The sequence below is a fragment of the Nitratireductor rhodophyticola genome (assembly GCF_019891355.1).
GTDB lineage: Bacteria > Pseudomonadota > Alphaproteobacteria > Rhizobiales > Rhizobiaceae > Nitratireductor > Nitratireductor rhodophyticola.
This window is the reverse complement of sequence record NZ_JAHSSF010000001.1, coordinates 371,814-397,943: the sequence shown is the minus strand read 5'-3', so window position 1 is coordinate 397,943 and position 26,130 is coordinate 371,814. Positions and strand designations below refer to the sequence as shown.

The window sequence follows — 26,130 nt, the reverse complement described above, 5'->3', positions numbered from 1 at the left end:
GGCTCACCCCATACGCCTGGCGACCTCCGCGACCCCAGCGGCCAACGCGGCTGCTGATTTGACCAGACCAGCCGCGACAGCGCCGGCACACCCCGCCTCACCGGAAAACTCCAGCTCAAGGAGTGGCTTCAGAGCAAGCTGTTCGGCTGCCCATATCTCGAGATGGCTATTCGAACTCGCAAGAACGCAGTGAGAAATTGCGTGCGGTGCCAGCCGGTAGAGCACCGCCGCTGCGGCCAAAACCGGCAACCCGTCGAGAACAACGGGGATGTTCTGCGCGCGGGCTGCGAGAATGGCACCCGCAAGCGCTGCAATGTCCCGCCCGCCCAGTCGCCGCAGCACCTCGAGCGGATCACTCAGGTGGTCGGCATGGAAGGAAATGGCTTCAGACACGATGTTCCTGTCCGCAGCCCCCACCTGTTCCGGCTCCCCATTCAGAAGCGCGAGAAGAATGGCGCTTGCGGCAATCGCAGCCTGTGCACCCAAAGCTCCGACACAGAGAAGATCGACACCCTCGGCGGTAGCTTCCATACCGAACGCAATCGTGGCCGCACAGGAGCGTTCGTCCAGAGAGGCATCCCAGCGGATATCTTTCGATGGCAGGTCAAGCGCCAGATCGAACACATTCAGGGAAAGATCGCCTGCCACGCATAAATGAGACACGGCAGCAGCGCCCGCAGCAACCGCATCGACCCGCGCGCGCTGCTCCGAAAGCGCATCCTCCGCGAAGCCGTGGGTTGCGGCATAGAGCGCGACGCCGGATTTGCCAATCAGCGGCGGCACCGCCCGGCGGGTACGTGCAAGCCATATGCCGAGCTCCTGCAGGCGCCCCAGCGCGGTTCCCGGGTAGCCGGCCCGCGCGAATGCCTGTGTCATCGCTTCAGCCAGGGTGTCGTCAGGCGCTTCGAGTTGGGAAAGCAGGGAGCGGACGTCGTCGAAAGGCATTCCGGAGAAGGACATGAACAATGGTTCCCGATTGGTGTCGGAAACGAGATAGCCACCAAGCGCCTCAAGCGCAATGGTATAGCGGCCGCGCTTGTGGCTTGCGCCGACAGGCACAATATCCCATGTCTGGGCCTCGTGTCTGGGCTAAGAATGCTGGAAGGATCATGGCCGACATCAAATCCCCCTGCATCCTGGTATGCGCGATCGATATGAAGTCGGGCTACTGTTTCGGTTGTGGGCGCACGCGCGATGAAATTGCCGGCTGGCTCGCCATGTCGCCACTGGAGCGCGATACCGTCATGGCTGAACTTCCCGCGCGTCTTGAAACCGTGGAGCGCAGACCGCGCCGGGAAACGCGGCGCGCTCGCCTTGCCCGCCAGCGCGCGGAGGGACAATAGCCATGCAGCTGTTCTGGATTTCCATGGCCATACTGGGGAGCGGCCTGATCCTGCTGATCGCCAATCATGACTCCGGCACGGTACTGGGTCTTGAGAGCTCCGCCTTTGCCTCGACCCTCTATATGGGGCTCTGGGCTGCCGTTCTGATCGTCGGGATACTGGGCTCGGGCCTGCGGATCGGCGAGATGGCAAGAACGCTCGCCTTTTGGGTTTTTCTGCTTTTGGCCCTGGTGGCTATTTATCAGTACCGCTACGAACTGCAGGATGTTGCAAGCCGCGTTACAGCCGGCCTCATACCGGGTAGCCCGATGTCGGCAGTGGGTGGCGACGGACGAGCGCAGGTGATGGTGCAGCGTTCTGCCAGCGGCCATTTCGAGGTCGTCGCGAATGTAAACGGTACCGGCCTGCGCATGCTGATTGATACAGGCGCCAGCAGCATCGTCCTGTCGGATGCGGGTGCGCGCGCGGCGGGTTTTGATCCTGAAGGATTACAGTTCCGGACGCCGGTTGCGACCGCCAACGGCACCGCGCTGGTGGCCCGCGCCCGCGCGGCGGAAATCCAGGTGGGAGCCATTGTGCGCAGCAACCTGCCGGTTTACGTCGCGCAGCCGGGGCGCCTCGATCAGAGCCTGCTTGGGATGAGCTTTATCAATACGCTGGCCGGCTTCGAACTTCGCGGCGACCGCATCATTCTTCGAGATTAAGGGTGAGACCGGCACCGGTGGATGAACACCCGAAGCAGAGTCCGGGTGTTCATCTGCGCTACTTGTAGACCGCCTCGTGAGTTTGCCCCGGGCGTCGACTGGCCGCACTCAACATCGTGGATTCAATCTCCAGCCGATAGCGCCCGCCAACGACCCGCCATTCGCTTGCGATGAGCTTGCGCAGCGCGTTGATGCGCCTTTTCGCCAGCCGCTTGCCCTCGCCGCCTTCGGCATAGACCAGACGCAGAACCGAAGGCTCATGCTCGAGCAGGGCGATGAGTTGTGAGACATGCCCCTGCCAGTCGGACATCAGGCTGTGCGACCCCCGCACAAACGCCGCATCGGTGAGATCAAGCCGCACCACACGGCCAATGGACGCACCGAACAGGAATTCGGACGCCTTGCCGGCCGTCAACCGGACCACGCGCGGGTTCTCCGTCGTCAGACGGTATCCCGATGGCAGCGATCGCGGATCAAGCTTCATGATGTAGTTCGTGCCGATCCGCTGGTCGGGAAGGTCGGCACAGGCCACATGAAAGCGCCCTTGGTCGTCCGCCGTCAGAAGCAGGCCCTTCACCGTCGCAACCCGCACACCCGCCAGACCAGGTTCGCCTGCATCCTGATACCCGTTGCGGTTCCTGTCGTCGAACGCCTTGCCTAAAATGTCGCCGCAGTCGAACAGAGCCTCCACCACCACTTCTACGGTTGCTGTGGCAACCCGGGAGATTGCTGCACCCGAAAGGTCCTCGACCCAGGCCCGGTTGACATATTCACCGGGTTTGGCTGCCGATGTCACACCAAGTTCGAGATCGATCAAGACCTCTCCTCCAGCGGGAAGCGTGACATTCTCGAATGTCAGTTTTCGTGCCTCCGCTTTCGGTGCAACAGGACTGCCATCCAGCAGAGCCGAACCACGCACAAAGGTCAGACCTGATGGCGTCATGTCGATGATGTTGACAGTGCTTTCTCCCGAGAACCCGAGAGACTTGACGCGGATCGTGTATGGAACACGGCCGCCACGACGGACTTCCGCCATCGGCGTCACCTTGCTGATCGCGTAGCCCGGCAGATCGACCGCCGCCTCGGCCTCAGGCGAGATTACGTCCTGCCCCAAAGGATCCTTGCCTGTTGCCGTCGCCGTGTTCTTCACACCGCCCTCGATACCCTGCGCCCCGTCGATATCCTCCTGTGTTACCGTATAGGTCGCTGTGAACGTGGCGCTCTCCCCAGACGCCAGCTCCGCGCTGGACGGCGAGAACGATGAAAGTTCACCACTGCCGGGACGGTCACTAAAACGGGGCCCCGGATCAGCAGGCACGACATCAGTGACAGTCACATTGCCGTCGTTCGTGACCTTGAACGTGTAGACGATCGTGTCCCCGGGCTCGGCAAACTGCCCCTCGGTTCCCTCGAACTCTCCTGATTTTTCGATTGCCAATGAACCATTGTGCGGCAGCGGAGTGGGCGTTGGATCGTCAGGTTCCTCGTCGCCTTCGACATCAGAATCGGCCGTTTCGTCCGGATCGTCCGATATGTCGGCGAGCGGTGTGTTGTTGGGTGCCATGGCATCCATACTCGCCGTTGCAACAATCCCGCCGGCATCAATATCAGCCTGCGTCAGCGTGTAGGAGGCCGAGAAAGTCGTCGTATCCTCGCTGCCAGGGGCAAAACTGGACAGACTGGTTCCCGGAAGTGCTACCGGTATCGAGGTTTGCGACGAATCTGCCGTAACCTCCAGTGAAGCAATCACGATATTGTCCAGTGTCACATTGCCGGTATTGCGAACCACAAAGGAATAGGTGACCGGTTCTCCGACGTCCGGATAGCCATTTCCGTTCGTGTCGGTCCATTCATCGATCAGGTCCACTTCGATCCCCGGTTTCGCCTCGAACGAAACCACCGTCGGATCACCCGGGACGCCCTCCAGCGCCCTCGACAGCCGGTCCACATCGTTCCCCTGCGGGTCCTTTGCGGTCGCTCTCCCCAGATTCTCGACATAGCCGCGGTCGATATCCTCCTGCGTGATCGCATAGGCGCCCGTCAGGTCGGATTTGCTCTCGTCCGGCGCCAGCGAGGCGATCGGGCTACCCGAAACCGGGGTCTTGTCATCCTCGACAACGACATCCGTCAACGTCACATTGCCCGTGTTCTTGATCGTGAACGTGTAATTGATCAGTTCCCCGGCATCCGCCTGACCATTGCCGTTGAGATCTTCCAGTTCCCCCTGCTTGATGAAATCATAGTCGGGATTGGGCGGGATCGTCACCGTGGTCGGGTTCTCGTCCACATCCGCCGTGTCGCTGGAAATATCGTTGAAGAGATTCCCGCGCTCGTCAGTTCCCTCGGCAGTAGCCACATTGGACAAGCCGCCAGCATCAATATCGTCCTGTGTCAGTGTATAGGTCAGCGTATAGGTGGCCGTTTCCCCTTCTGCCAGCGTGCCCTCGGCAGAGCCGGCCGAAGCGGAGACGAAAGTCGGCCCACTGTCGGGCGTCAGCGGTGTGCCGTCGGCCCGCCCGAGAACATCCTCGCTGATCGAGACATCGCTAAGCGGCCCGATGCCCTGGTTCTCAACCGTCATCGTGAAGGTCAGAACGTCGCCAGCCGTATCGCCTTCCGAAACCGTCTTGATGATCTCGGCGACCTCAGAACCCAGAACGAAGGCCGTCATACAGGAGCCGCCGTCGGGATTGTAGGAACCAATGGTCAAGGGCTGCGACGTGGATTGCGCAGTAAACACGAACGCCTGCTGATTCCAGCCGCTTTCGGCGGGGTATTCGAGGTCCGTACTGACTCCAGTTGTCGAAACGGTCAGGCCCTTGCAGGCACCGTAGGTACCCGTCGACCACGGCGCCGCAAACATCGGCACGCGATACTCCCGCCCCACTTCCAAATTTGTCATCGTTGTCGAAATGGTTTCGTTGTGAAACGAGGTAAAGGTTGTGTGGCCATTCGGAGTTACAGGGATCGGGCCCCTGTTCCAGGGCGCATTCGTCAGAGCGTTGGTTGTCCTGTTCGAACAATCCGGCGTACCAGAACCGACGGTCCACCCAGGCGGTGTACGGTTCGCACCATAGGTACAGGGTGATGTTGGCGGAATATCCTGTGCATTCGCAGGCCCGTTGGAGAATGCAAGCAGTCCGAGCGCCAGCAAGAGTGAAAGCACAATCGCGCAAACCGCAGACCGCACCATGCCATATGCCTTGCGCATGCTTTGGCTGGTGGAGTTCCTGCGCCTCCACGGCGGCGGCTTGACCGCCCCGCCAAGCCGGTTTGCAAAGAGCCTGCAAGAGCCCCCTAAAAACCGTTGAAAGGATTCCAATGTGCTTTCCGCTCTCGGCGGTTCAAGCAAGATCGTCTGGAGATTCTCGAACATGACAAGCCTCGTCATACCATCGTCCACGGTTCGGTTTCTGATTGGGCCTTCTTCGGCCAGACGCGGAAACGGGAGACTCAGAGATCGCGCGCAAAGGTGGCAACGAACTGTCCAAGCACTGGGACAGACAAACACGAAATGTAAGTTACGGAGGGGTATTCATACTGTTGCGGCAAACATATATTCTGAGTGTCACTGATCTGCGTAGGCCGCTACTTGTAGACCGCCTCGTGAGTTTGCCCCGGACGTCGACTGGCCGCACTCAACATCGTAGATTCAATCTCCAGCCGATAGCGCCCGCCAACGACCCGCCATTCGCTTGCGATGAGCTTGCGCAGCGCGTTGATACGCCTTTTCGCCAGCCGCTTGCCCTCGCCGCCTTCGGCATAGACCAGACGCAGAACCGAAGGCTCATGCTCGAGCAGGGCGATGAGTTGTGAGATATGTCCCTGCCAGTCGGACATCAGGCTGTGCGATCCCCGCACAAACGCCGCATCGGTGAGGTCGAGCCGCACCACACGGCCAATGGACGCACCGAACAGGAATTCGGACGCCTTGCCGGCCGTCAACCGGACCACGCGCGGGTTCTCCGTCGTCAGACGATACCCCGATGGCAGCGATCGCGGATCAAGCTTCATAATGTAGTTCGTGCCGATCCGCTGGTCGGGAAGATCCGCACAGGCCACATGAAAGCGCCCGTGATCGTCCGCCGTCAGCAGCAGGCCCTTCACCGTCGCGACCCGCACACCCGCCAGACCCGGTTCGCCTGCATCCTGATACCCATTGCGGTTCCGGTCGTCAAACACCTTGCCTAAAATGTCGCCGCAGTCGAATACCGCCTCCACCACCACTTCGACAACGGCCTCGGCAATCCTCGACAACATCTCACCGGAAAGGTCCTCGACCCAGGCCTGGTTTACATATTCACCGGGTTTTGCGGCCGAGGTCACAGCGAGCTCCAGATCAATCAGCACCGCCGTGTTCGCAGGAAGTGCAACATTCTCGAATGTCAGCTTCCGCCCCTCCGCTTTCGGCGTGACAGGACTGCCGTCCAGCTGTGCAGATCCACGCACAAAGGTCAGACCCGGCGGCGTCATATCGACAATGTTGACGGTGCTTTCTCCTGCCGAGCCAAGTGATTTCACCCGGATCGTGTATGGAACTCGGTCACCCCGCCGCACCTCTGCCATAGGCGTCACCTTACTGATCGCATAGCCTGGCAGGTCGACCACGGCCATCGCATCAGGCGATATTACAGCCTCCCCCAGCGGGTCCGTGCCGGTTGCCGTTGCCGTGTTTTTCACACCATCCTCGACACCCTGCGCCGCATCCACATCGCCCTGCGTCACCGTGTAGGTCGCGGTAAACGTCGCGCTTTCTCCTGCAGCCAGTTGTGCGCTTGAGGGCGAGAACGGTGTCAGCGTTCCACTGCCCGCGCGCCCGTTGAAGCGGGGACCCGGATCGGCAGGCACGACATCAGTGACAGTCACATTGCCGTCGTTCGTGACATTGAACGTGTAGACGATCGTGTCCCCGGGCTCGGCAAACTGCCCCTCGGCTCCCTGAAACTCTCCTGATTTTTCGATTGCCAATGAACCGTTGTGCGGCAGCGGAGTGGGCGTTGGATCGTCAGGTTCCTCGTCGCCTTCGGCATCAACATCGGCCGTTTCGTCCGGATCGTCCGATATGTCGGCGAGTGGTGTGTTGTTGGGTGCCATGGCATCCACGCTCGCCGTTGCAACAATCCCGCCGGCATCGATATCAGCCTGCGTCAGCGTGTAAGAGGTAGAGAAAGTCGTCGTGTCCTCGCTGCCGGGCAGAAAACTCGAAAGGCTCCCTGTGGGAACGGCAACCGAAGGTTGGGGCGCCGTTGTGCCCGGCCCAATCTGCAATGAGGAGAATGCGACGTTGTCCAGTGTCACATTGCCGGTATTGCGAACCACAAAGGAATAGGTGACCGGTTCTCCGACGTCCGGATAGCCATTTCCGTTCGTGTCGGTCCATTCATCGATCAGGTCCACTTCGATCCCCGGTTTCGCCTCGAACGAAACCACCGTCGGATCGCCCGGGACGCCCTCGAGTGCCCTCGACAGCCGGTCCACATCGTTCCCCTGCGGGTCCTTTGCGGTCGCTCTCCCCAGATTCTCGACATAGCCGCGGTCGATATCCTCCTGCGTGATCGCATAGGCGCCCGTCAGGTCGGATTTGCTCTCGTCCGGCGCCAGCGAGGCGATCGGGCTGCCCGAAACCGGGGTCTTGTCATCCTCGACAACGACATCCGTCAACGTCACATTGCCCGTGTTCTTGATCGTGAACGTGTAATTGATCAGTTCCCCGGCATCCGCCTGACCATTGCCGTTGAGATCTTCCAGTTTCCCCTGCTTGATGAAATCATAGTCGGGATTGGGCGGTATCATCACCGTGGTCGGGTTCTCGTCCATAGTCGCCGTGTCGCTGGAAATATCGTTGAAGAGGTTCCCGTTCTCGTCAGTTCCCTCGGCAGTAGCCACATTGGACAAGCCGCCAGCATCAATATCGTCCTGTGTCAGTGTATAGGTCAGCGTATAGGTGGCCGTTTCCCCTTCTGCCAGCGTGCCCTCGGCAGAGCCGGCCGAAGCGGAGACGAAAGTCGGCCCACTGTCGGGCGTCAGCGGTGTGCCGTCGGCCCGCCCGAGAACATCCTCGCTGATCGAGACATCGCTAAGCGGCCCGATGCCCTGGTTCTCAACCGTCATCGTGAAGGTCAGAACGTCGCCAGCCTTATCGCCTTCCGAGACCGTCTTGATGATCTCAATGACTTCCGCTCCCAGTGCAAAACTGATCAGGCAGCTGGCGGTCCCGTCCGCAGCGACCTCCAGGGATTGCGAGCTCGACACCGCAGTGAAAGCAAACACGGCCTGCCCCCAGACAGTCGTATCTGGAAACAGAATCGTTTCATCTGTGCCGCTCGTTGTCAGCTTGAGCCCCTCACAGGCATTCGGGCGGTTGCCGGCATTCGATCCGCGACCTATCGCATAAAACGGGATTCGATATGTCCGACCTGGTACAAGTCCGGTCATAGTGGTGAGGATGGACTCGCGATAGTCTGGCCCCCCAATCATGGATGCAAACGTCGTATCACCCGTTGGAACGACGGGAAGCGGCGCACTGTTCCAAGCATAGGTTGCCCCCCACTCCGTACGGGTTGAACAATCCGGAGTGCCTACTCCGTCCGTCCATCCAGGTGGTGTTTGACTAATACCCGGCGTACAGGGCGATGTTGGCGGAATGGTCTGGGCGCTGGCCGACCCGCTGGCGAATGACAGCAGTCCGAGCGCCAGCAAGAGCAACAGCATGATCTCTCGGACCCCAGCCATCGCCATGCCACATGCCCTGTGCATGTTCTGGCGCACGGAGCGCTGGCGCCTCCACTCTGGTAACTTTTCCGCCGTTCCTGGCCGGATCGCGTCAAGCCCGGGCGTGGACCCGTAAGAATATTGGTGGGATTCAAATGTGCTTTCCGCTCTCTGCGGCTCAAGCCAGATCGTCTGGAGATTCTCAAACATGACAGCCTCGTCATACCATCGTCCACGGTTCGGTTTCTGATTGGGCCTTCTTCGGCCAGACGCGGAAACGGGAGACTCAGAGATCGCGCGCAAAGGCGGCAACGAACTGTCCGAGCACTGGGACAGACAAACGCGACGTGTCAGTTGTTAAAAGGTATTGTTACAGTTGGCGACGGCCCGAACAGCGCACGCCGCCAACTTTGAGGGTGGCTACTTGCGCTCGAATGCCCTCATCTGCTTGGAACGCGCCGTGGCTTCAGTCCCGAGTCTCGTCTCGATCTCAAGACGGTATCCGCGTCCAGTCTTTCGCCACTCTGCGGCGATCTTCCTGCGGATTTCCCGCAGGCGCTTCTGCGCTGATCGCTTGCTTCCCTCAGACCCCGAATAGACCAGGCGCAATACGGAAGGTTCCTGGTCGAGAAGCACGATCATCTTCATGATCCGCTCCTCCCATTCAGGCAACAGCTCCTGGGTGCCCTCAACAAAAGCCGCATCGGTGAGATCAAGCCGCACCACCCGACCGATAGACGCACCGAACAGGAATTCGGATGCCTTACCGGCCGTCAACCGGACAACGCGCGGGTTCTCCGTCGTCAGACGATACCCCGATGGCAGCGAACGCGAATCAAGCTTCATGATGTAGCTCGTGCCGATCCTCTGGTCGGGGAGATCCGCACAGGCCACATGGAAGCGCCCGTGATCGTCCGCCGTGAGCAGAAGCCCTTTCACCGTCGCAACCCGCACGCCCGGGAGCCCCGGCTCACCCTTGTCCTGATACCCGTTGCGGTTCCTGTCGTCGAACACCTTGCCCAGAATATCGCCGCAGTCGAACAGCGCTTCCACCACCACTTCCACTACAGCGGTCGCAACGCGCGACACCATGGTGCCATCGGGCGTCTCCACCCACGCCTGATTTACATACTCGCCAGGTTTCGCAGCTCCCGTTACTGCGAGATCAAGCTCGATAACGATCGCCTCGTCGGTCGGCAGCGTAACATTCTCGAATGTCAGCTTCCGCCCATCCACTTTGGGTTCCACCGCACTGCCGTCGAGCATGGCGGTTCCCCGCACGAAAGTCAGGCCGGACGGCGTCATATCGATAATGTTGACCGCGCTTTCGCCAACGGAACCGAGCATCTTCACATTGATCGTATAGGGTACGCGGCCACCCCGACGAACCTCCGCCAGCGGCGTCATTTTGCTTATCGCATAGCCAGGCAGGTCCACTGCGGCCTCCGCCACGGGTGAAAGCACCGGCTGCCCTTCCGGGCCGAAACCAGAAACCGTTGCCGAATTCTTGATACCGTCTTCAAGCCCCTGTGCTGCATCGATATCAGCCTGCGTCACGGTGTATGTCGCGGTGAACACTGCGCTTTCGCCTGCTCCAAGGTCGGCGCTGGGCGGGGAGAAAGATGACAGCGATCCGCTACCAGGCAGCCCCCCGAACCACGGTCCCGGGTCGGCAGGCGTCACATTGGACGTGGTCACATTGCCTTCATTGATCGCAGTCAGCGTGTAGACAATGGTGTCGCCGGGCTCCGCAAGCCGGCCCTCAACCTGAAACACTCCGGTCTTCTCCAGCCCTAGAGCAGCAATTTGCGGCAGAGGGGTGGGCGTCGGATCATCCGGCTCACCATCATCTTCAGTATCGACGTCTGCGGTCTCAACCGGATCGTCAGACGCGTCCGTCACCGGAGTGCCATCGCGTGCCTGTCCATTGACGCTCGTCTTTGCAACAATACCGCCAGCGTCGATATCGGTCTGCGTCAAAGGATAGGAAACGCTGGGCAGGGAATCATGCTCATCGGACGGTGCCAGACTGGCAATCGTGCCGTTCGGAACAGGTATGGTTTTTGCCGGTACCCCTCCACCCGCCGTCTCAAGATCAAGCGAAGCAATCGAAAGATTCTCCAGTGTCACATTGCCAGTGTTTCGGACCAGAAATGAATACACCACCGGCTCACCGGGATCCGGAAACCCGTTTCCATTCGTGTCCGTCCACTCGCTCACCAGTTCGAGCTCCACCGCCGGGTTGGTCGGAAACGAAATCACGGTCGGATCACCTGGATTGCCATCCGGCGGCCGCGCCTCTTTGGTTACGTCTTCACCTTTAGGATTCTTGCCAACAGCAGTCGCGGTGTTCGAGAATGAACCTTCGTCTATATCCGCCTGTGTGATTACATGCTTGCCTTTCACGCTGGAATCGCTGCGACCGGCTGGCAACGAGGCGATGGGGCTGCCAGTGATCTCTGCCTTGTCGTCGGTAACTTCGATATCCGTAAGTGTCACATTGCCGGTATTATCTGCAGTAAAAGTGTAATTGATCACCTCACCCTCATCGGCAAACCCGTTGCCGTTGGTGTCCACGTGCTCTGCCTTCTTGACGAGGTCGTAATCGGAGGTCTGTGCAAGTCTGATGATGGTCGGATCGTCAGGCTCCCCATCAGCCTCCAAGTCAACGTTCGTTGGGTCAGATGGATCATCAGATAGATCTGACAGAATTTTCCCATCCGAGGCGGTTCCGCGCGCGACCGGATGAATTTCGAATTCTCCGGAATCGATATCCTCAGCTGTCAAAGTATGCTCCGCAGAGAACGCAGTGGAGTTGCTCTCTCCTGCCGCAAGAGAAATGGGGCCGCCAGAAATCGAAAGATTTGGATCGGTGATTGAGATATCGTCGACATCCAAGCCACCAGTATTAACAACGTTGTATTGGTAAGAAATGGTCTCACCTACATCCGGACGTGAATTTCCGTTGAGATCGTTGAGAACGCCAATTGTCTCTACAGCAAGACTGGCGCTCACAGGCAGGACAGCACAGCTTACTGGCAACGGATTCGCGGAGCAATCTGGAGGCGTAGCTCCTGACTCGTGAGCTGCGTTCGAAATCTTGGCACCAAGCGGTAGTGGGTCAATTACCCTGACGATTGTCGTCAGTTCCAGCACACCCGGTACCGATCCGATCTTCGCTGGAACGGTCAAGTTCGACCACGTAACCGTACCGCCCGGGGAAGCGCCGGTGTGGGTTCCCCCATTATCGGAACTCAAATGGGTGGTGTTCGGGTCGAGATTATCGACGATATCGACGTTAGTCGCATCGACGGCTCCGTTATTGGTCAAAGTAATCTTGTAAGTAAGTTGCTCACCCGGCTCCGCAATTCCGTTTCCATTTGCATCGGTAACGGTTTTGTTCGGTTCGGCGACTGATGCTGGAGCAGGTTGGAAGTCGAAGGTCCCCGCAACCGAATCGTTCGAGGTTTCAAAGTCCACATTTGCCGGGTTCCCGTCCCCATCAGGAGCAGCCCGTCCCAGTGCCACTGTAAAATTTTGCGAACCACCTGGTGTTGGATGATCGACTGCCACGGGGATGTCGAAGCTTTTCGTACCCCCTGCCGCACCCGGGTTGGCAGAACCAGAAAGCGGGGACGGATCAAGCGCGCACGTAACAACCTGACCGCTCTCTACGCAGTCCGCAGGCAGAGCACCGTTGACAGACCATCCCGAAGGGAGCGTGGCAATCATGGTGTAGCCGTCAGTACCGGTCGCGCCGGGCCCATAGTTCGTAGCGGTCATTGTGAGTGTTTGCGGCTCGTCGTAACCCGTGAAAACCGCCGATGTGGGAGAAGCGGTTACGGCAATATCCGGCAGACCTGCAACCGTCAGAGAGCACGTGTCGTCCTGTCGAAGTGCCAGCGATCGCCCCTCGTTACAGGTCCCAAGCTCGACGTAGGTCTTGGGATCAATTCCGGATGGCCGCTGGCCAGCGGTGGCTCCGTAGTTGGCGCCATCGTAGACATAGAGTTCCTGGGGGTCCTGGAATTCGGACGTGTTGTTGTTGGGTACGGCAGAGTAAGGCAACTTTCCGGTACCACCTGCCATAGCAGCACCATTGCGGGTTAGATCTACGAGCCAACCTGCCCCGCCTACTGTCTGATCCCATGCGAAATTGTTGAAGGCCAAATGCGCCGAATGGCGCGCCTGGGAAAAATTGGCGCATCGCGCCTTGATACCATCATATCCACGACCGCCATATTGCCTTTCATAACCTGCTACGACATCGTACGTGTCGCAAAATGGCCCCCTGGACGAGTGCGCGCCATTGTTTTCAACGACACCCGCATCCTGCCGGTTGACGGGCACGGCTGCGTCAAGTTCAATCCAGTCCCCGGGGACAAGAACAACGGGACGGCAAGCTATACCCACCTGGCTTGCCCATCGGGCGCCACCATCGTTCGAGATGCGATCCCGCCCATAGAATCGGAACGCAACCTGCCCGGCCGGACACGTCGCATTGCGGCGGTTTCCGGTTCCAGAATACGAAGTCCCGGTGACCGTTTCGGTGGCTCCCAGGGTAACAGTGGTGCCGTCGGTGGTTATGGGGGCGCAAGACAGATTCACCTGTCCTGTCATGCCGAGGGTACTGGGGATCGTCGTATTGACAATATCCCAGTGAGAGACACCCACTACAAATTTTCCTGCCCCACAGTTTACAACGAAGTTTCGAGATTTCGAAACACCAATGAGACCGACGCTCGCTTCGTCCTTCCGACCGAAGCCCTCCTGAGCGAACGTTCCGCCAGAGCTGTTGAAGATCAATGCGAGGCAGAAGACAAAACTCGCCAGTATTGACGTTGGCTTCCGTCGACCTTGCCCCACCCCGAGGGTCAGGAGCCTGCAAGCCAACCTGCCAACCGTCGATGCTGCCCGGCGATCCAGGCTCTCGGTATCTGATAGAAATGTTCGAAGCGAATGGCTCATTGGTTCCCCATCTAGCAACCTGTTCTTGAAGCCTTCGCGCAGGCGAAGACGGATCAATCGACGCTAGGATGAACAAACCCTTCACTGTCAGTTGCCTGGAAGTATCGTTACCGTTCGGCTCGTTTCGACGGATTGGTGCGCGATGTTTTCCGAAAAATTGTTACTTGTAGCGCCGTTCGGACGACGCTTGCTTGACAGATCGGTTACAATCGGCGCTTCAGCACGGACTTGAAACGATGGTGCGTCCCAAACCCGTAGCCGGCCGCACATTGTTCTGCCGAGCGCCTGGAGGCCCCCGGCAAACCCCAGACACGACACACAGGAGCGGCAAACATCGTCGAAGCCTGGACCCGTGACATCATCTGCAAGCCCGGAGAAAACCAACAGGTCGCCTGTTCCCACCCTCCACTCGCACAACCCGGCTTGACTTTCCGCGAGTTCCCTTTATGTGTCCGCCAGACTCTTTAAGCGCTGGTGGAGAGATTCTGCTTTCGCGCGACCGACAAACCACCAGAAACGGACGACAGACATGGCGAAGGCCACGACCATCAAGATCAAGCTCCAGTCGACGGCGGACACGGGCTTCTTCTATGTCACGAAGAAGAATAGCCGCACGATGACCGACAAGATGACCAAGCGGAAATACGACCCCATTGCCAAGAAGCATGTGGAGTTCAAGGAAACCAAGATCAAATAGATCCGGTTTCGCCGCGCCTTATCGGAACGCCGCCCTCGGGCGGCGTTTTTGTTTGTGTTCCCGGGCGGTTCACCGTTTCACCGAAACGCCGCTGCGCTCCATCTGCCTGCTTTCGCGTGTTTATTCGGACGCCAGGCGTTTCCACCTGACTGCGAAATGCTTTGAATCCATACGCTTTGAAGGCCGTCTGGAGCGATCGGCCGGCCATGGGTGTTGAAAATGCCTGTTCGACGGGAAGAAATCGGGGGCCGGTCGGCAAACTGGCAGCGGTACGAGGAGGCCACTATAAACCAGCGCCGGCCGGCCAACCCCACGGACCCAGGAGATGCGGCGGACCTGAGCATCATGGGGTATCTCGAGGCGGCAGCCCGGCGATAAACGCCATGACCTGAAGCCCGCCCCTGTCGGTCGAGAGATTTGCGCAGGGCGGTCAGAAAATCAACACTTACTTAACCATTCCCGCCAACTCCCTGACGTTAGGGTTAAATATGGCGTGCACCTTGCGTTTCGTCAGCCCCTAATTGGTGGAGTGGGTTATCACTCTTTCGTGCTGCACGACTACCCGTGTGCTGGCAGTGGTGTGATCCAGGCACACGAGGCACGGCGCCTGTCTGCCGCGCGCATTCACGATATGGGCATCACCCGGCCTCAGGCCGCGGAGGCCACCACGCGATTGCGCCCTTTGCTTTTCGCATCGTAGAGTGCGGCGTCGGCGCGCTTCAGAAGGTCAGCCGGGTCACCATTGCCCCCCGCACAACCAACCACACCGACACTGGTCGTGACCGCGATCGCGTTCTTGCCGCCATCAACCGTGAAGGGCTCGCTCGCTATGGCAACCCGTAGACGCTCGGCCACCATTTCGGCCATGTCGCGCTCGGTATCCGGCATGACAACAACGAACTCTTCCCCCCCGAAACGGCAGATCAGATCGATGCCCCGGATGTTCTGACGCAATCGGTCGGCGAATTCACGCAGCACATCATCGCCGCTCGGGTGACCCCAGCGATCGTTGATCGCCTTGAAGAGGTCTATGTCGGCCATCATCACCGACAGGGGGCGCCGACGCGCAACGGCGCGCGCCAGAAGCTTCGGCAGATGCGTGTCGAGATAGCGGCGGTTGTGAAGCCCCGTCAGAGGGTCTGTCACGGCCATCCGAAAACTCTGGCTGACACTCGAGCGCAGACGGTCATTATAGCGCTTGCGCCGCAACTGCGTGCGCAGGCGAGCCTGGAGCTCCTGCTGATCGACCGGACGAACGATGTAATCATTCACCCCGAGTTCCAGCGCCCGCGCGATCATCGGTCCCTCGTCCTGGTCGACCACCAGCATCACCGGCAGAAGCCGGGTGCGGTCGAGCGCGCGCAACTGGGCGCAGAGCCGCAGCGGATCATAGGTCGCATAGCTGGAGGTCACGAGAACGCATTCATAACCACCTTCGGCAGCGCGAAAGAGACCGGCCTGCGGATCGTCCTCGACATCAAGAGAAAAATGCCCCCGCAACATGGCCGAGATCGCAGCGGACGAATGGGGAGCCTCGTCAATCAGCAGGATGGCGGATGAATCGCGCCGGTCCTCGTCCAGTCCCGGCTCGAAACCGGCGTTCTCCGCTGTCTCCGTCCGCAGCCGCAGTTCATCCGTCAGCATTTTCAGCCGCACCAGGCTCTTCACCCGTGTCACCAGCTGAAGGTCGTCCACGGGTTTGGACAAAAAGTCGTCGGCGCCGGCTTCCAGCCCCCGCACGCGGTCGGATGTTTCGCCCAGCGTTGTCACCATCACAACGGGAATATGCTGTGTGGCGGCATTTGACTTGAGCCTGCGGCAGACCTCGAAACCGTCCATCCCGGGCATCATGACGTCCAGCAGAACGACATCCACCTTGCCGCCGGCGCAGATTTTCAGGGCTTCCGCACCGCTATGCGCACAGACAACCTCGAAATACTCCGCCAGCAACCGGCTCTCGAGAAGCTTCACATTGGACGGGACGTCGTCGACAACCAGAACGCGCGCGGTCATGACCGGCTCCTCACGAAGGTCTTCGGGAAGCCGTCCGCAGCATCAGGCATCCCCCAGATAGGATTTGATCGTTTCGATAAAACTCGGCACGGAAATCGGCTTGGAGATATAGGCCTCGCAGCCGCCCTGGCGGATACGCTCCTCATCGCCTTTCATGGCAAAGGCCGTTACCGCGATGATGGGAATGGTGTGCAGGTCATCGTCCTGCTTGAGCCATTTCGTGACTTCGAGCCCGGAAACCTCCGGCAACTGAATGTCCATCAGAATCAGGTCGGGGCGGTGCTCACGCGCGAGGTCCAGCGCATGCAATCCATCACGGGTGCGCACCGTATCGTAACCGCTCGCCTCGATAAGATCGCGAAAGAGCTTCATGTTGAGCTCGTTGTCTTCGACGATCATGACTTTCTTCGACATCACACCCCGTCCCACTCAACCCCGCTGCCTTCGCCTAAGACCCGGCCCTGCCGGGAACACGTCAGACAACGAAATTTCAGACGCCACCCTTGCACGATTTGATTTATGAATCGGTAATGGGCGCCCGCGAATCGTAGCTTTACAGCATAGCGGCCCTGGATTTGCGCGCAATTCGTCTCACGGAAAATGCCGCGCACCATCCCTGACATCGATTGGAGAGAAGGACCATGCAACGAGAGGAAGCCGAAGCCATAGCCGTTTCCGCCCTGGCATTCATAGCCGCAGACGGCCAACTCCTGCCACGGTTTCTCTCACTCACCGGTATCGAGGCAAACCAGATCCGCGCCGCCGCTGCCGAACCAGGATTTCTGACCGGCGTTCTGCAGTTCATTCTGGCACACGAACCGACCCTGTTGCGCTTTTCCGAGGAAAGCGGCATTGCTCCCCGGATCGTGGCGCAGGCACCCTCCGCCCTGCCCCACGGCAACACGTCTTACGATATTCAGCCCTGACACGACTTTGGACAGCGACATATGACGATTGACCCGGAAACCGCCCGGCAGATTGATGAGCTTTCACTCAGCAACGATCCCCTGATTGTGCTCGATGTGGACGATGTGATCCTGGAATTCATCAGGCCGTTTCCGGAATATCTGCGCACCCGAGGCTTTGAACTGAAGCTTGAAAGCTTTGGCCTGAACGGAAACGTGACCGACCTTTCATCCGGTCAGCGCGTGGACAATGAAACGGTCGCTCAGCTTGTCGATGCGTTCTTCGAGGTCCAGCACGACTGGCAGAAGCTCGCCGAAGACGCTTCGGAGACCATTGCACGCCTGTCCAGGGCAAGCCAGGTGGTGCTCCATACCGCCATGCCGCATCGCTATCGGCAGACACGCCGCACCCTGCTCGACCAGCTCGACATGCGCTACCCACTGTTGACCACGGAACGCGCCAAGGGCCCCGCGATCAAGCGCCTGCGTGGCGACCACCCCCGCCCCGTCGCCTTCGTCGACGACATGTATTACAACCTCGTCTCTGTACGCGACACGGTCGTGGACGCGCATCTTTTTCACCTCATGGCCGACAATTCCGTACGCGCACTCATGCCCCCGATCCCGCAGGGGATAACGGCGGTGGAACACTGGAAAGAGGCCGGCGAAAAGATCGCCCGCTCGCTAAAGCTCTAGAAGTCAGTATCTGTTAAAATGGCCGTGCGTCCGTCCAGGCGCACAAAAGTCGCTCTGAACCGCTGATCAGGCACCGGAATAACCCCAAAACCGGCTTCCATTTTTCGGTCCGATGCTCCCGCCAGGGTGCACCCGGCATACCACCCTGCTCAAAGTGCTGCGTTACCACAAGCAATTCTGCACCCATGCCGGTGCAACCGTGGCGCCGCATGGCACGCGGTGTCAAAGCGTCAGCCGCATCAGCGGGCGCCCTGCCTTGCGCTCCAGAACCGTCTCAAATCCCGCCTTCTCAAAAACCCGCGTCGATCCGACAAAGAGACCAATGGAGCGTGTATCCCTGGAGCGGGTTATCGGACAGGCTTCCAGAAAACGGGCTCCCTGAACACGGGCGTGGTCGATCCCGGCGACCACCAGGTGGTGCGACAGCCCTTTACGGCGCGCCGAGGGACGCAGGAAAAAGCAGGAGATTGCCCAGACCGTCGGATCCCGGTCATCGCCATCCTCCACGGGCGCCGAAACACGCCCCCTGTTGTTCCATTCAGGAACGTCGCCGCGCGGGCCGATCTGCATCCAGCCATCGGCGCGACCACCCTCAACCAAAAGAAGTCCGGGGGGCGGACCAGCCTCGATCCGCGCCTTTATGTGGTCTTTGTTACGCTCGCGGTTGTTCTCGCGCCGCACGGCCGGCGGCAGGCGAAAATGCGTGCACCAGCATCCATAGCAGGCCCCCTGCCTGCCAAACAGATCCTCGAACGCCGGCCACAACTCCGGCGTCAGAGGCGCGACTTGATAGTTCACCTCAGCCTCCTCCACACCGCAGCTTGTGCCCCGATGCCGTTTCCAGTAAGATGCATGTTCACTTTATGTTCACATGATATACCATGCCTGTCAACGCCCTCCCGCACGGCCTTTGCCGTGACTGCCTGACCCCGGCGCAGACTGCGTCCAGGCGTTGCCGGTCGTGCGGCAGCCCACGCATGCTTGCACACGCGGAACTGGAGAACCTGTTCCTGGCACATATCGATTGCGACGCATTCTACGCCGCCGTCGAGAAGCGCGACAATCCGGAGCTGCGCGACAGGCCCGTCATCATTGGCGGTGGCAAAAGGGGTGTGGTGTCAACGGCGTGCTATATCGCCCGCATCAACGGGGTGCGCTCGGCCATGCCCATGTTCAAGGCACTGGAAGCCTGCCCTGAAGCAGTGGTGATCAAGCCGGATATGGAAAAATACGTCCGAGTGGGCCGGCAGGTGCGCTCGATGATGGAAGCGCTCACCCCCATGGTCGAGCCGCTCTCCATCGACGAAGCCTTTCTCGACCTTTCCGGCACCGAAAAACTGCACGGCGCACCTCCCGCCATGGTGCTCGCCCGCTTTGCGCGCCAGGTGGAAGAAGAGGTCGGCATTACCGTGTCGGTTGGTCTTTCCTACTGCAAATTCCTGGCCAAGGTCGCCTCAGATCTGGACAAGCCGAGAGGCTTTTCGGTGATTGGCAAATCGGAAGCATTCTCCTTTCTTTCCCGGCAGCCCGTCACCCTGATCTGGGGCGTGGGCAAGGCCTTCACCGCCACACTCGCCAGAGACGGGCTGCACACGATCGGCCAGCTACAGACCATGGAACGCAACGACCTGATGCGTCGCTATGGCACGATGGGAGACCGCCTTTATCACCTCTCCCGCGGGATGGACGAGCGCAGCGTGAAACCGCGCAGCGAGGCAAAAAGCGTCTCCTCCGAAACCACGTTCAATGTCGATCTGTCCCGCGCCGAAGATCTGGTGCCGGTGCTGCGCGCACTCTCCGAGCGCGTATCCGCCCGCCTCAAGAAGGCCGACATCGCCGGACGCACGATCGTCCTGAAGCTCAAGACCACCGATTTCCGCATCCGTACGCGCAACCGGCAGTTGGGCGATCCGACCCGGTTGGCCGACCGCATCTTCCACACCGGCCTCGACCTGCTGAAGCGCGAAATCGATGGCACACGCTTTCGCCTTCTGGGCATCGGTGTGAGTGACCTGACGGATGCGGCCAAGGCCGACCCGCCCGATCTGGTCGACCGTCTTTCCCACAAGCGTGCGCTTGCCGAAGGCGCCATGGACAGCCTGCGCGAGAAATTCGGAAAACAGGCGGTGGAAACCGGCTACACGTTCGGTCACGGAAAGGCTGGACCGCCACAGCGAGACGGTGACGACTGAGATGGACGGCGCGGCACGGGCACAGTCAGTTTCTGGCCGTTTCCCCTGCCTCACCAAGTTCCTTAACGCGCTTGCGGACGGCCTCACGCCGGTCCCTGGTGCCTGGATGTGTTGCCAGCCAGCCGGTTTCATCCGAGCCGCCGACCGCTCTCACGATCCGGTCAAGCAGATCCACGAACGCAAGTGGATCGCGCCCCGCCCGGGCCATGAGTGCAACGCTGTAAAGATCGGCATGGGTCTCAAACTCGCGAGAATAGACGAGTGTCTGCAGCGCACTCGCCTGTGTCACCACATCGTCTACCAACTGGCTCGCGTCACCGCCAATCAGGCCGACCATGAAGCCGATTCCAAAAACCCGATAGATTTGCTGCAGCGAGTGTCGTTCGCGTACATGGCCAATCTCATGCGCAATCACGCCGGCGATCTCGTCGTCAGATGCCGCAAGCGCGACAAGCTCGTCGGTAACGACGATCGTTCCGCCAGGCAGCGCCAGCGCGTTCGCACCGATGGCACCGCCCCGGCGCAGCTGCAGTTTCAGCGCCGGCCCCGCATCGTCCGCAAAACCTGCCAGTTCATCGAACATGGCCTGCAGTTCTTGCTTTCGTCCCTCGTCCAGTTCCGATGGAGAGAAGACCACCCGGTCCACCGTTTCCAGCGTCCCGCGGTCCATCGCGGCCACGATGGGCGGTGGCGTGATCGCCGCAGCACCGGATGCCAGAAGCGGAATACCGAACCGGTAAATCGCAAATACGAGACCGATGGTGACAACAGCCGCTGCAGCCACCAGACCGAGATTGGCCTCGAGCCTTGTGAGTCGCGCAAAGAAGCTCCCGCCCATGTTCAGGAAATCGTCCACATCGGCTTCAAGCGGCGCTTCAAAAACGCCGCCATCGGCAAATGTGAGCTTGCGTGGAACGCCGGCCAGGGGATCGGAGACCGACATCAGAACCACCGCCTGCGCCTGCGGCTCGTCTTCCCGTTTCAGCGCGAGCCGCCCCGGCCCGCCGGCAAGGCTGGCCGCGACAGCGCGTGATGACCCTGGCGGAAAATAGCGTCCGTCAATCATGATCCAACCGTTCCCCGCGCCACCGCATGGCGCACCGGGCTAAAGCCCGAAATCGATACCTTCGATATCGAAAAACTCTGCCGCGCCCACATTGCCTTCAGGTGCGGCTTCGTCGACGAAATGATCGAGCGGTCCGGCGGCCAGAAGACCCGTGCTGCTCGCCAGGTAGCGCCACGTGCGGACCGCGGCCCAGGGCCGCAGGAGCCCGAGAGAAAGGATCGTAGCAAACAGGTTTGAAACCAGAATCCACACATACCGCATACGGTTCACACTCGAGGTCAGATGATGCTGGCCGTCCAGAACGGTGTGATTATAAGCGATGTTGCGCACACCCGCGGCATAGAAAAGGTAGGCAAGCGCGAGCGCGATATACCCGCCGATGAGTGCCCCGGTGACCGGCCCGAAGGTCAGCACATCCAGGAGTTCGTCACCCCCGCCCTGCATCATGTTTCCAGCGGCGACAAGCGATGAACCGACGAGAAAACCGATCCCTGCACACACCAGGGTGACCATGATGACGAACAGGATCGTCGCACCCAGATTGCCATAGAGAGCCTTGAGTGGCGCCCGTGTTTCAAACCGGGCCGAACCATATCCAAGATGACGGCCGATATAGTCGTTGGAAAGCTTGGAAGCGAGAGGGAAGAGCAGGCCTGCCGTCAGGAGCGCCACGATCGGCATGATCACGAACGCCAGAAACGCGCCCCAATAGGACCCTCGGAAATTGAGCCGCACATTGCGATAGCTGGTCATCCGCGCGTTGAACGCCATGGACTTGTTGAGGAGCCAGGGAAAAGCCAGCAGATAAAGAATGATCAGGAGGCCGAAAATCGGGGAAATGCTGACCAGGAGATTATAGGCAACCAGAAGGGCCACGACGATAATGCGCCCGATCAGGATTTTGACCGGACGGGCGTGATACTCGAAATTGTGACCGTCGAGCCAGGTGTTTCCATAAAAATAGCGCAGACGCCGCACCTTCGCCCATGCGGTGTAGATACCAAGCGTAATGATCGACAATAAAAGGTTGACGATCCAGATACCGAAATACTCCAGCGCCCGTCCGGTAAAGGAAAACCCGAGGTGAACAGGCGCTTCACGGCCCGCGGCCGCCGTTTTCAAAGAGGTCACAACAAAATCCTCGAATATGAATCAAACAATGGGGCCTTCTAATCACAAAGGCCGTACAAAACAACGATCAGAAGTTGCAGAATAGTTCGTCCGCCAGCCGAGGTCCCGCCCCTGGGGTCAGGACCCTAAACGAGTTCGACCTCGACGACCCCGGGAACCGCCCGCATGGCGGCAGCGATCTGTGGCGAAATGCGGTATCGGTTGGGCAGACCAACCTCGATCTCGCCCTGCCCGCCTTCCTTGATGACGACGAGGCTGACCTGAGCGTCACCGCGCTGTGTCAGTTGCGATGAGATTGCGGCCAGCGGCTTCGGGTCGCGCAGATAGATGCGCAACGCCTTCTGCATGCGGCAGGCTTCTTCCTCCAGGGACTGCACGGCCTGAATGCGCAGATTGACGCCTTCCGGCCTGTTCTCTGCGCCCACCATGATCACCACCGAGGAGCCGGCTTCCAGCAGGTCGCGGTACTGCGCCAATGCCTCGGAGAACAGCACCGCCTCATACTGTCCCGTAGCATCGGAAAGCTGGATAATGCCCATCTTGTTGCCGGTGCGCGTGCGCCGTTCCTGTTTGGACGTAACAGTGCCGGCAAGGCGGCCGGCACTGGCGCCACGCTTCACGGCAGCCTGGAAATCACCCCAGTTCTGCACCCGCATCTTGTCGAGTATCTCTGCATATTCATCCAGCGGATGCGCCGAGAGATAACAGCCGACCACCTGGAACTCGCGGTGAAGTTTGTCGGCAGCCGACCATGGCTCGACCGTCGGCAGATGTATTGTCTGTGGCTCGCCACCACCCGACATCCCGAAAATATCGCCCTGCCCCATGGCTGCATCTTCCGCAGCGCGTGCTGCCATGCCCATCAACCGGTCGATGCCGCCAAAGAGAGCCGCACGGTCGTGTCCAAAACAATCGAAGGCACCGGCCTGGATGAGACTTTCAAAGACGCGCTTTCCAACAATCTTCGGATCGATGCGGGCGCAGAAATCCTCAAGGCTCTCAAACTGCTTCTCATTGCGTTTTTCGACAATGTGCTCGACCGCAGCGTCGCCGACGCCCTTGATCGCGGCCAGGGCGTAATAAATTCTGTTTTCGCCCACTTCGAACGGACGATGCGATGTCAAAACCGAAGGCGAAACCACCTCGATACCGAGCCGCATGGCGTCGCGCCGGAAGTCGTTGAGCTTGTCCGTATTGGCCATGTCGTATGTCATGGATGCGGCCAGGAACTCGACCGGGTAATGCGCCTTCAGATAGGCCGTCTGATAAGAGACGATGGCATAGGCGGCCGCATGCGACTTGTTGAAGCCGTAGTCGGCGAACTTGGCCAGAAGGTCGAAAATGAAATCGGCCTGCTGCTTCGAAACACCACGCTCGGTCGCACCCTTCACGAAGATGCCCCGCTGCTTTTCCATTTCGGCGCGGATCTTCTTGCCCATGGCGCGGCGCAAAAGATCGGCCTGTCCGAGCGTGTAGCCGGCGAGCTCCTGCGCGATCTGCATCACCTGCTCCTGGTAGACGATGACGCCCTGCGTCTCCTTCACCAGATGGTCGATCTTGGGATGGATCGAGGCGATTTCCTCTTCGCCGTGCTTTCTCGCATTGTAGGTGGGGATGTTCTCCATCGGACCTGGACGGTAAAGCGCCACGAGCGCGATGATGTCCTCGATCCGGTCCGGCTTCATGCCGATCAGCGCCTTGCGCATGCCCGCCGATTCCACCTGGAACACGCCGACCGTCTCGCCGCGTGAGAGCATGGCGTAGGTGTCGGGATCGTCCAGCGGGATGCGTGAAAGATCGATCTCGATCCCGCGCCGGCGGATGAGTTTCACTGCGGTTTCCAGAACCGTCAGTGTTTTCAGGCCGAGAAAGTCGAATTTGACCAGTCCCGCCTGCTCCACCCACTTCATGTTGAACTGGGTGACCGGCATGTCGGAACGCGGGTCTCGATACATCGGAACCAGTTCCGAAAGCGGTCGATCACCGATCACGATGCCGGCGGCGTGCGTCGAGGCGTGGCGGTAAAGGCCCTCAAGCTTCTGGGCATAGTCGAGAAGCGTGCCGACAATCGGCTCCTTCTCCACCTCTTCGGCAAAGCGCGGCTCATCCTCGATGGCCTTGGGCAATGGTGTCGGATTGGCCGGATTGGACGGCACCATCTTGCAGAGCCTGTCCACCTGTCCATAAGGCATCTGCAGCACGCGACCGACATCGCGCAGCACTGCGCGTGCCTGCAACGTACCGAAGGTGATGATCTGCCCCACCTGATCGCGGCCGTACTTCTCCTGCACGTAGCGGATCACCTCTTCGCGGCGGTCCTGACAAAAGTCGATATCGAAGTCGGGCATCGACACGCGGTCTGGATTGAGAAAGCGCTCGAAGAGCAGTGAGAACCGCAGCGGATCCACATCCGTGATCGTCAGCGCATAGGCCACCAGCGAGCCGGCACCCGAACCACGCCCCGGCCCCACGGGAATGTCCTGCGCCTTGGCCCATTTGATGAAGTCCGAAACGATCAGGAAGTAACCAGGAAACTTCATGCGTTCGATAATGCCGAGCTCATAATCGAGCCGTTCGACATAGGTCTCGCGCGCATAGCCTTCCGCCAGTCCCTGCGTTTCGATCCGGCGTTCCAGCCCCTCATGAGCCTGCCGCCGCAATTCGTCGGCTTCAGCCTGAAGAGCAGCTTCCGCATCGGCTGCATCTGCCCCCGTAAACCGCGGCAGGATCGGCGGATGCGTCTGCGTAAAATAGGAACAGCGCCGGGCGATCTCGATCGTGTTGTCGATGGCCTCGGGCAGATCGGAAAAGAGCCGTGCCATCTCGGCCTGGCTCTTCAGATAATTGTCCGGCGTGAGTTGCCGACGATCGTCCATGGCGATGACCGCGCCTTCGGCGATGGCGACCAGCGCGTCATGAGCTTCAAAGTCGTCACGGGCGGGGAAAAATGCCTCATTGGTGGCAACCAGCGGCAATTCATGCTTGTAGGCAAGCTCCACAGCGGCCGCCTCCAGGGCACGATCATAGCCTTCAAAGCGCTCCAGTTCCACATAGAGCCGGTTGCCAAAACACTCTTTCAGGAACAGAAGACGCTGCTCGGCCACCTCCGGGCGGTCGGCCTTCAGCGCAGCCCCAATCGGTCCACGTGGACCACCGCTCAGGCAGATAATGCCTCCGGAAAGCTCGGTCAGCCATTCGGTGGTGATGTGGGTGGCCGCACCCGGCTCGTTTTCCAGATAGGCCCGGCTGACCAGCCGGACGAGATTGGCATAGCCTTCCCCGGTCGCGGCAATCAGAACCAGCGGCTCATACTGGGAGCCGCCCTTTCGACTGTTGCCGCGGCGGCTTTCCGCCAGCGCATCCTCAAACGCACAATCAAGCTGACAGCCGACGATCGGCTGCAGCCCTTCCTTGGAAGCTTTCTGCGAGAACTCAAGCGCGCCGAACAGATTGTTGGTGTCGGTGATGGCGATGGCAGGCGCTTCGTCCTTCAGCGCATGGCCGATGATCTTGCCAAGGGGCAACGCGCCTTCGAGCAGCGAATAGGCCGAGTGCACCCTCAGATGGATGAAAGGTCGCTCGGGCCTGTTTCTCTCACGCTCCGCTGCCGCGAAAATCGGATCGCGCAAACGCCTGTCGCTCGCCATGAATTGCTGCCGCTCGGTTCCTGAAGACTCAACGCCTTATTGTTCCGCATCGAGCTG

16 protein-coding genes are annotated in these 26,130 nt (G+C 59.9%); 6 read left to right on the top strand and 10 right to left on the bottom strand.

The annotated features are described in order from the left end of the window. Positions 1-3: 3 nt before the first annotated feature. On the bottom strand, positions 4-1,059 hold the full coding sequence (locus KUG85_RS01780) for a nicotinate-nucleotide--dimethylbenzimidazole phosphoribosyltransferase (protein ID WP_223003948.1): 1,056 nt from the start codon (positions 1,057-1,059) through the stop codon (positions 4-6). Positions 1,060-1,109: 50 nt separating this feature from the next. On the opposite strand from KUG85_RS01780, the gene KUG85_RS01775 reads away from it, so the two are divergent. Then, complete coding sequence (locus tag KUG85_RS01775; protein WP_223003947.1) at positions 1,110-1,343, top strand: DUF1289 domain-containing protein; 234 nt, start codon at positions 1,110-1,112, stop codon at positions 1,341-1,343. Positions 1,344-1,345: 2 nt separating this feature from the next. After that, on the top strand, positions 1,346-2,047 hold the full coding sequence (locus KUG85_RS01770) for a retropepsin-like aspartic protease family protein (RefSeq protein ID WP_223003946.1): 702 nt from the start codon (positions 1,346-1,348) through the stop codon (positions 2,045-2,047). Between the two features lie 58 nt (positions 2,048-2,105). Here the strand turns inward: KUG85_RS01770 and KUG85_RS01765 are convergent, their stop codons facing one another. The 3 genes from KUG85_RS01765 to KUG85_RS01755 form a co-directional block, all read right to left on the bottom strand. Then, positions 2,106-4,949 carry a DUF7507 domain-containing protein gene (locus KUG85_RS01765; protein WP_255606221.1) on the bottom strand — a complete coding sequence of 948 codons (2,844 nt, stop codon included), beginning with the start codon at positions 4,947-4,949 and terminating at the stop codon, positions 2,106-2,108. Between the two features lie 686 nt (positions 4,950-5,635). Beyond that, the gene (locus KUG85_RS01760; RefSeq protein ID WP_255606220.1) at positions 5,636-8,317 is read right to left on the bottom strand and encodes a DUF7507 domain-containing protein; all 2,682 of its coding nucleotides are present in this window, start codon (positions 8,315-8,317) and stop codon (positions 5,636-5,638) included. 861 nt (positions 8,318-9,178) lie between these two features. Next, positions 9,179-13,726 (bottom strand): DUF7507 domain-containing protein, encoded by a 4,548-nt coding sequence (locus KUG85_RS01755; RefSeq protein WP_223003945.1) that lies wholly within the window; start codon positions 13,724-13,726, stop codon positions 9,179-9,181. A 529-nt stretch (positions 13,727-14,255) separates the two neighbouring features. Here KUG85_RS01755 and rpmG point away from each other — a divergent pair. Continuing rightward, positions 14,256-14,423: a 50S ribosomal protein L33 gene (rpmG, locus tag KUG85_RS01750; protein WP_007008183.1), complete on the top strand. Its 168-nt coding sequence runs from the start codon at positions 14,256-14,258 to the stop codon at positions 14,421-14,423. A 648-nt stretch (positions 14,424-15,071) separates the two neighbouring features. Here rpmG and KUG85_RS01745 read toward each other — a convergent pair. Then, positions 15,072-16,436 carry a PleD family two-component system response regulator gene (locus tag KUG85_RS01745; protein ID WP_223003944.1) on the bottom strand — a complete coding sequence of 455 codons (1,365 nt, stop codon included), beginning with the start codon at positions 16,434-16,436 and terminating at the stop codon, positions 15,072-15,074. A gap of 42 nt (positions 16,437-16,478) precedes the next feature. Next, complete coding sequence (locus KUG85_RS01740; RefSeq protein WP_223003943.1) at positions 16,479-16,850, bottom strand: response regulator; 372 nt, start codon at positions 16,848-16,850, stop codon at positions 16,479-16,481. A gap of 227 nt (positions 16,851-17,077) precedes the next feature. Between KUG85_RS01740 and KUG85_RS01735 the strand changes: the two genes are divergently transcribed. Further along, complete coding sequence (locus KUG85_RS01735) at positions 17,078-17,362, top strand: DUF3572 domain-containing protein (RefSeq protein ID WP_223003942.1); 285 nt, start codon at positions 17,078-17,080, stop codon at positions 17,360-17,362. Between the two features lie 21 nt (positions 17,363-17,383). Then, a complete protein-coding gene (locus tag KUG85_RS01730) occupies positions 17,384-18,037 on the top strand; it encodes a hypothetical protein (protein ID WP_223003941.1) in 654 nt (217 codons plus the stop codon). 222 nt (positions 18,038-18,259) lie between these two features. On the opposite strand, the gene KUG85_RS01725 is transcribed toward KUG85_RS01730, so the two are convergent. Beyond that, entirely contained in the window at positions 18,260-18,835 is a 576-nt protein-coding gene (locus KUG85_RS01725) for a GNAT family N-acetyltransferase (RefSeq protein ID WP_223003940.1), read from the bottom strand. 83 nt (positions 18,836-18,918) lie between these two features. Between KUG85_RS01725 and KUG85_RS01720 the strand changes: the two genes are divergently transcribed. Beyond that, positions 18,919-20,229 carry a DNA polymerase IV gene (locus tag KUG85_RS01720; RefSeq protein WP_223003939.1) on the top strand — a complete coding sequence of 437 codons (1,311 nt, stop codon included), beginning with the start codon at positions 18,919-18,921 and terminating at the stop codon, positions 20,227-20,229. Between the two features lie 25 nt (positions 20,230-20,254). On the opposite strand, the gene KUG85_RS01715 is transcribed toward KUG85_RS01720, so the two are convergent. The 3 genes from KUG85_RS01715 to dnaE all read right to left on the bottom strand — a co-directional run bounded on the left by KUG85_RS01715 (position 20,255) and on the right by dnaE (position 26,073). After that, positions 20,255-21,295: a M48 family metallopeptidase gene (locus KUG85_RS01715; RefSeq protein ID WP_223003938.1), complete on the bottom strand. Its 1,041-nt coding sequence runs from the start codon at positions 21,293-21,295 to the stop codon at positions 20,255-20,257. A gap of 39 nt (positions 21,296-21,334) precedes the next feature. After that, positions 21,335-22,426, bottom strand: coding sequence for a YjgN family protein (locus tag KUG85_RS01710; RefSeq protein ID WP_255606217.1), 1,092 nt, complete (start codon positions 22,424-22,426; stop codon positions 21,335-21,337). Between the two features lie 125 nt (positions 22,427-22,551). Further along, positions 22,552-26,073, bottom strand: coding sequence for a DNA polymerase III subunit alpha (gene dnaE / locus KUG85_RS01705; RefSeq protein ID WP_255606216.1), 3,522 nt, complete (start codon positions 26,071-26,073; stop codon positions 22,552-22,554). Between the last annotated feature and the right edge of the window lie 57 nt (positions 26,074-26,130).

Coding starts and splice junctions, on each gene's coding strand:
- KUG85_RS01775 (WP_223003947.1), top strand. CDS start 1,110: ATGGCCGACATCAAATCCCCCTGCATCCTGGTATGCGCGATCGATATG.
- KUG85_RS01770 (WP_223003946.1), top strand. CDS start 1,346: ATGCAGCTGTTCTGGATTTCCATGGCCATACTGGGGAGCGGCCTGATC.
- KUG85_RS01765 (WP_255606221.1), bottom strand. CDS start 4,949: ATGACAAATTTGGAAGTGGGGCGGGAGTATCGCGTGCCGATGTTTGCG.
- KUG85_RS01755 (WP_223003945.1), bottom strand. CDS start 13,726: ATGAGCCATTCGCTTCGAACATTTCTATCAGATACCGAGAGCCTGGAT.
- rpmG (WP_007008183.1), top strand. CDS start 14,256: ATGGCGAAGGCCACGACCATCAAGATCAAGCTCCAGTCGACGGCGGAC.
- KUG85_RS01745 (WP_223003944.1), bottom strand. CDS start 16,436: ATGACCGCGCGCGTTCTGGTTGTCGACGACGTCCCGTCCAATGTGAAG.
- KUG85_RS01740 (WP_223003943.1), bottom strand. CDS start 16,850: ATGTCGAAGAAAGTCATGATCGTCGAAGACAACGAGCTCAACATGAAG.
- KUG85_RS01735 (WP_223003942.1), top strand. CDS start 17,078: ATGCAACGAGAGGAAGCCGAAGCCATAGCCGTTTCCGCCCTGGCATTC.
- KUG85_RS01730 (WP_223003941.1), top strand. CDS start 17,384: ATGACGATTGACCCGGAAACCGCCCGGCAGATTGATGAGCTTTCACTC.
- KUG85_RS01720 (WP_223003939.1), top strand. CDS start 18,919: ATGCCTGTCAACGCCCTCCCGCACGGCCTTTGCCGTGACTGCCTGACC.
- KUG85_RS01715 (WP_223003938.1), bottom strand. CDS start 21,295: ATGATTGACGGACGCTATTTTCCGCCAGGGTCATCACGCGCTGTCGCG.
- dnaE (WP_255606216.1), bottom strand. CDS start 26,073: ATGGCGAGCGACAGGCGTTTGCGCGATCCGATTTTCGCGGCAGCGGAG.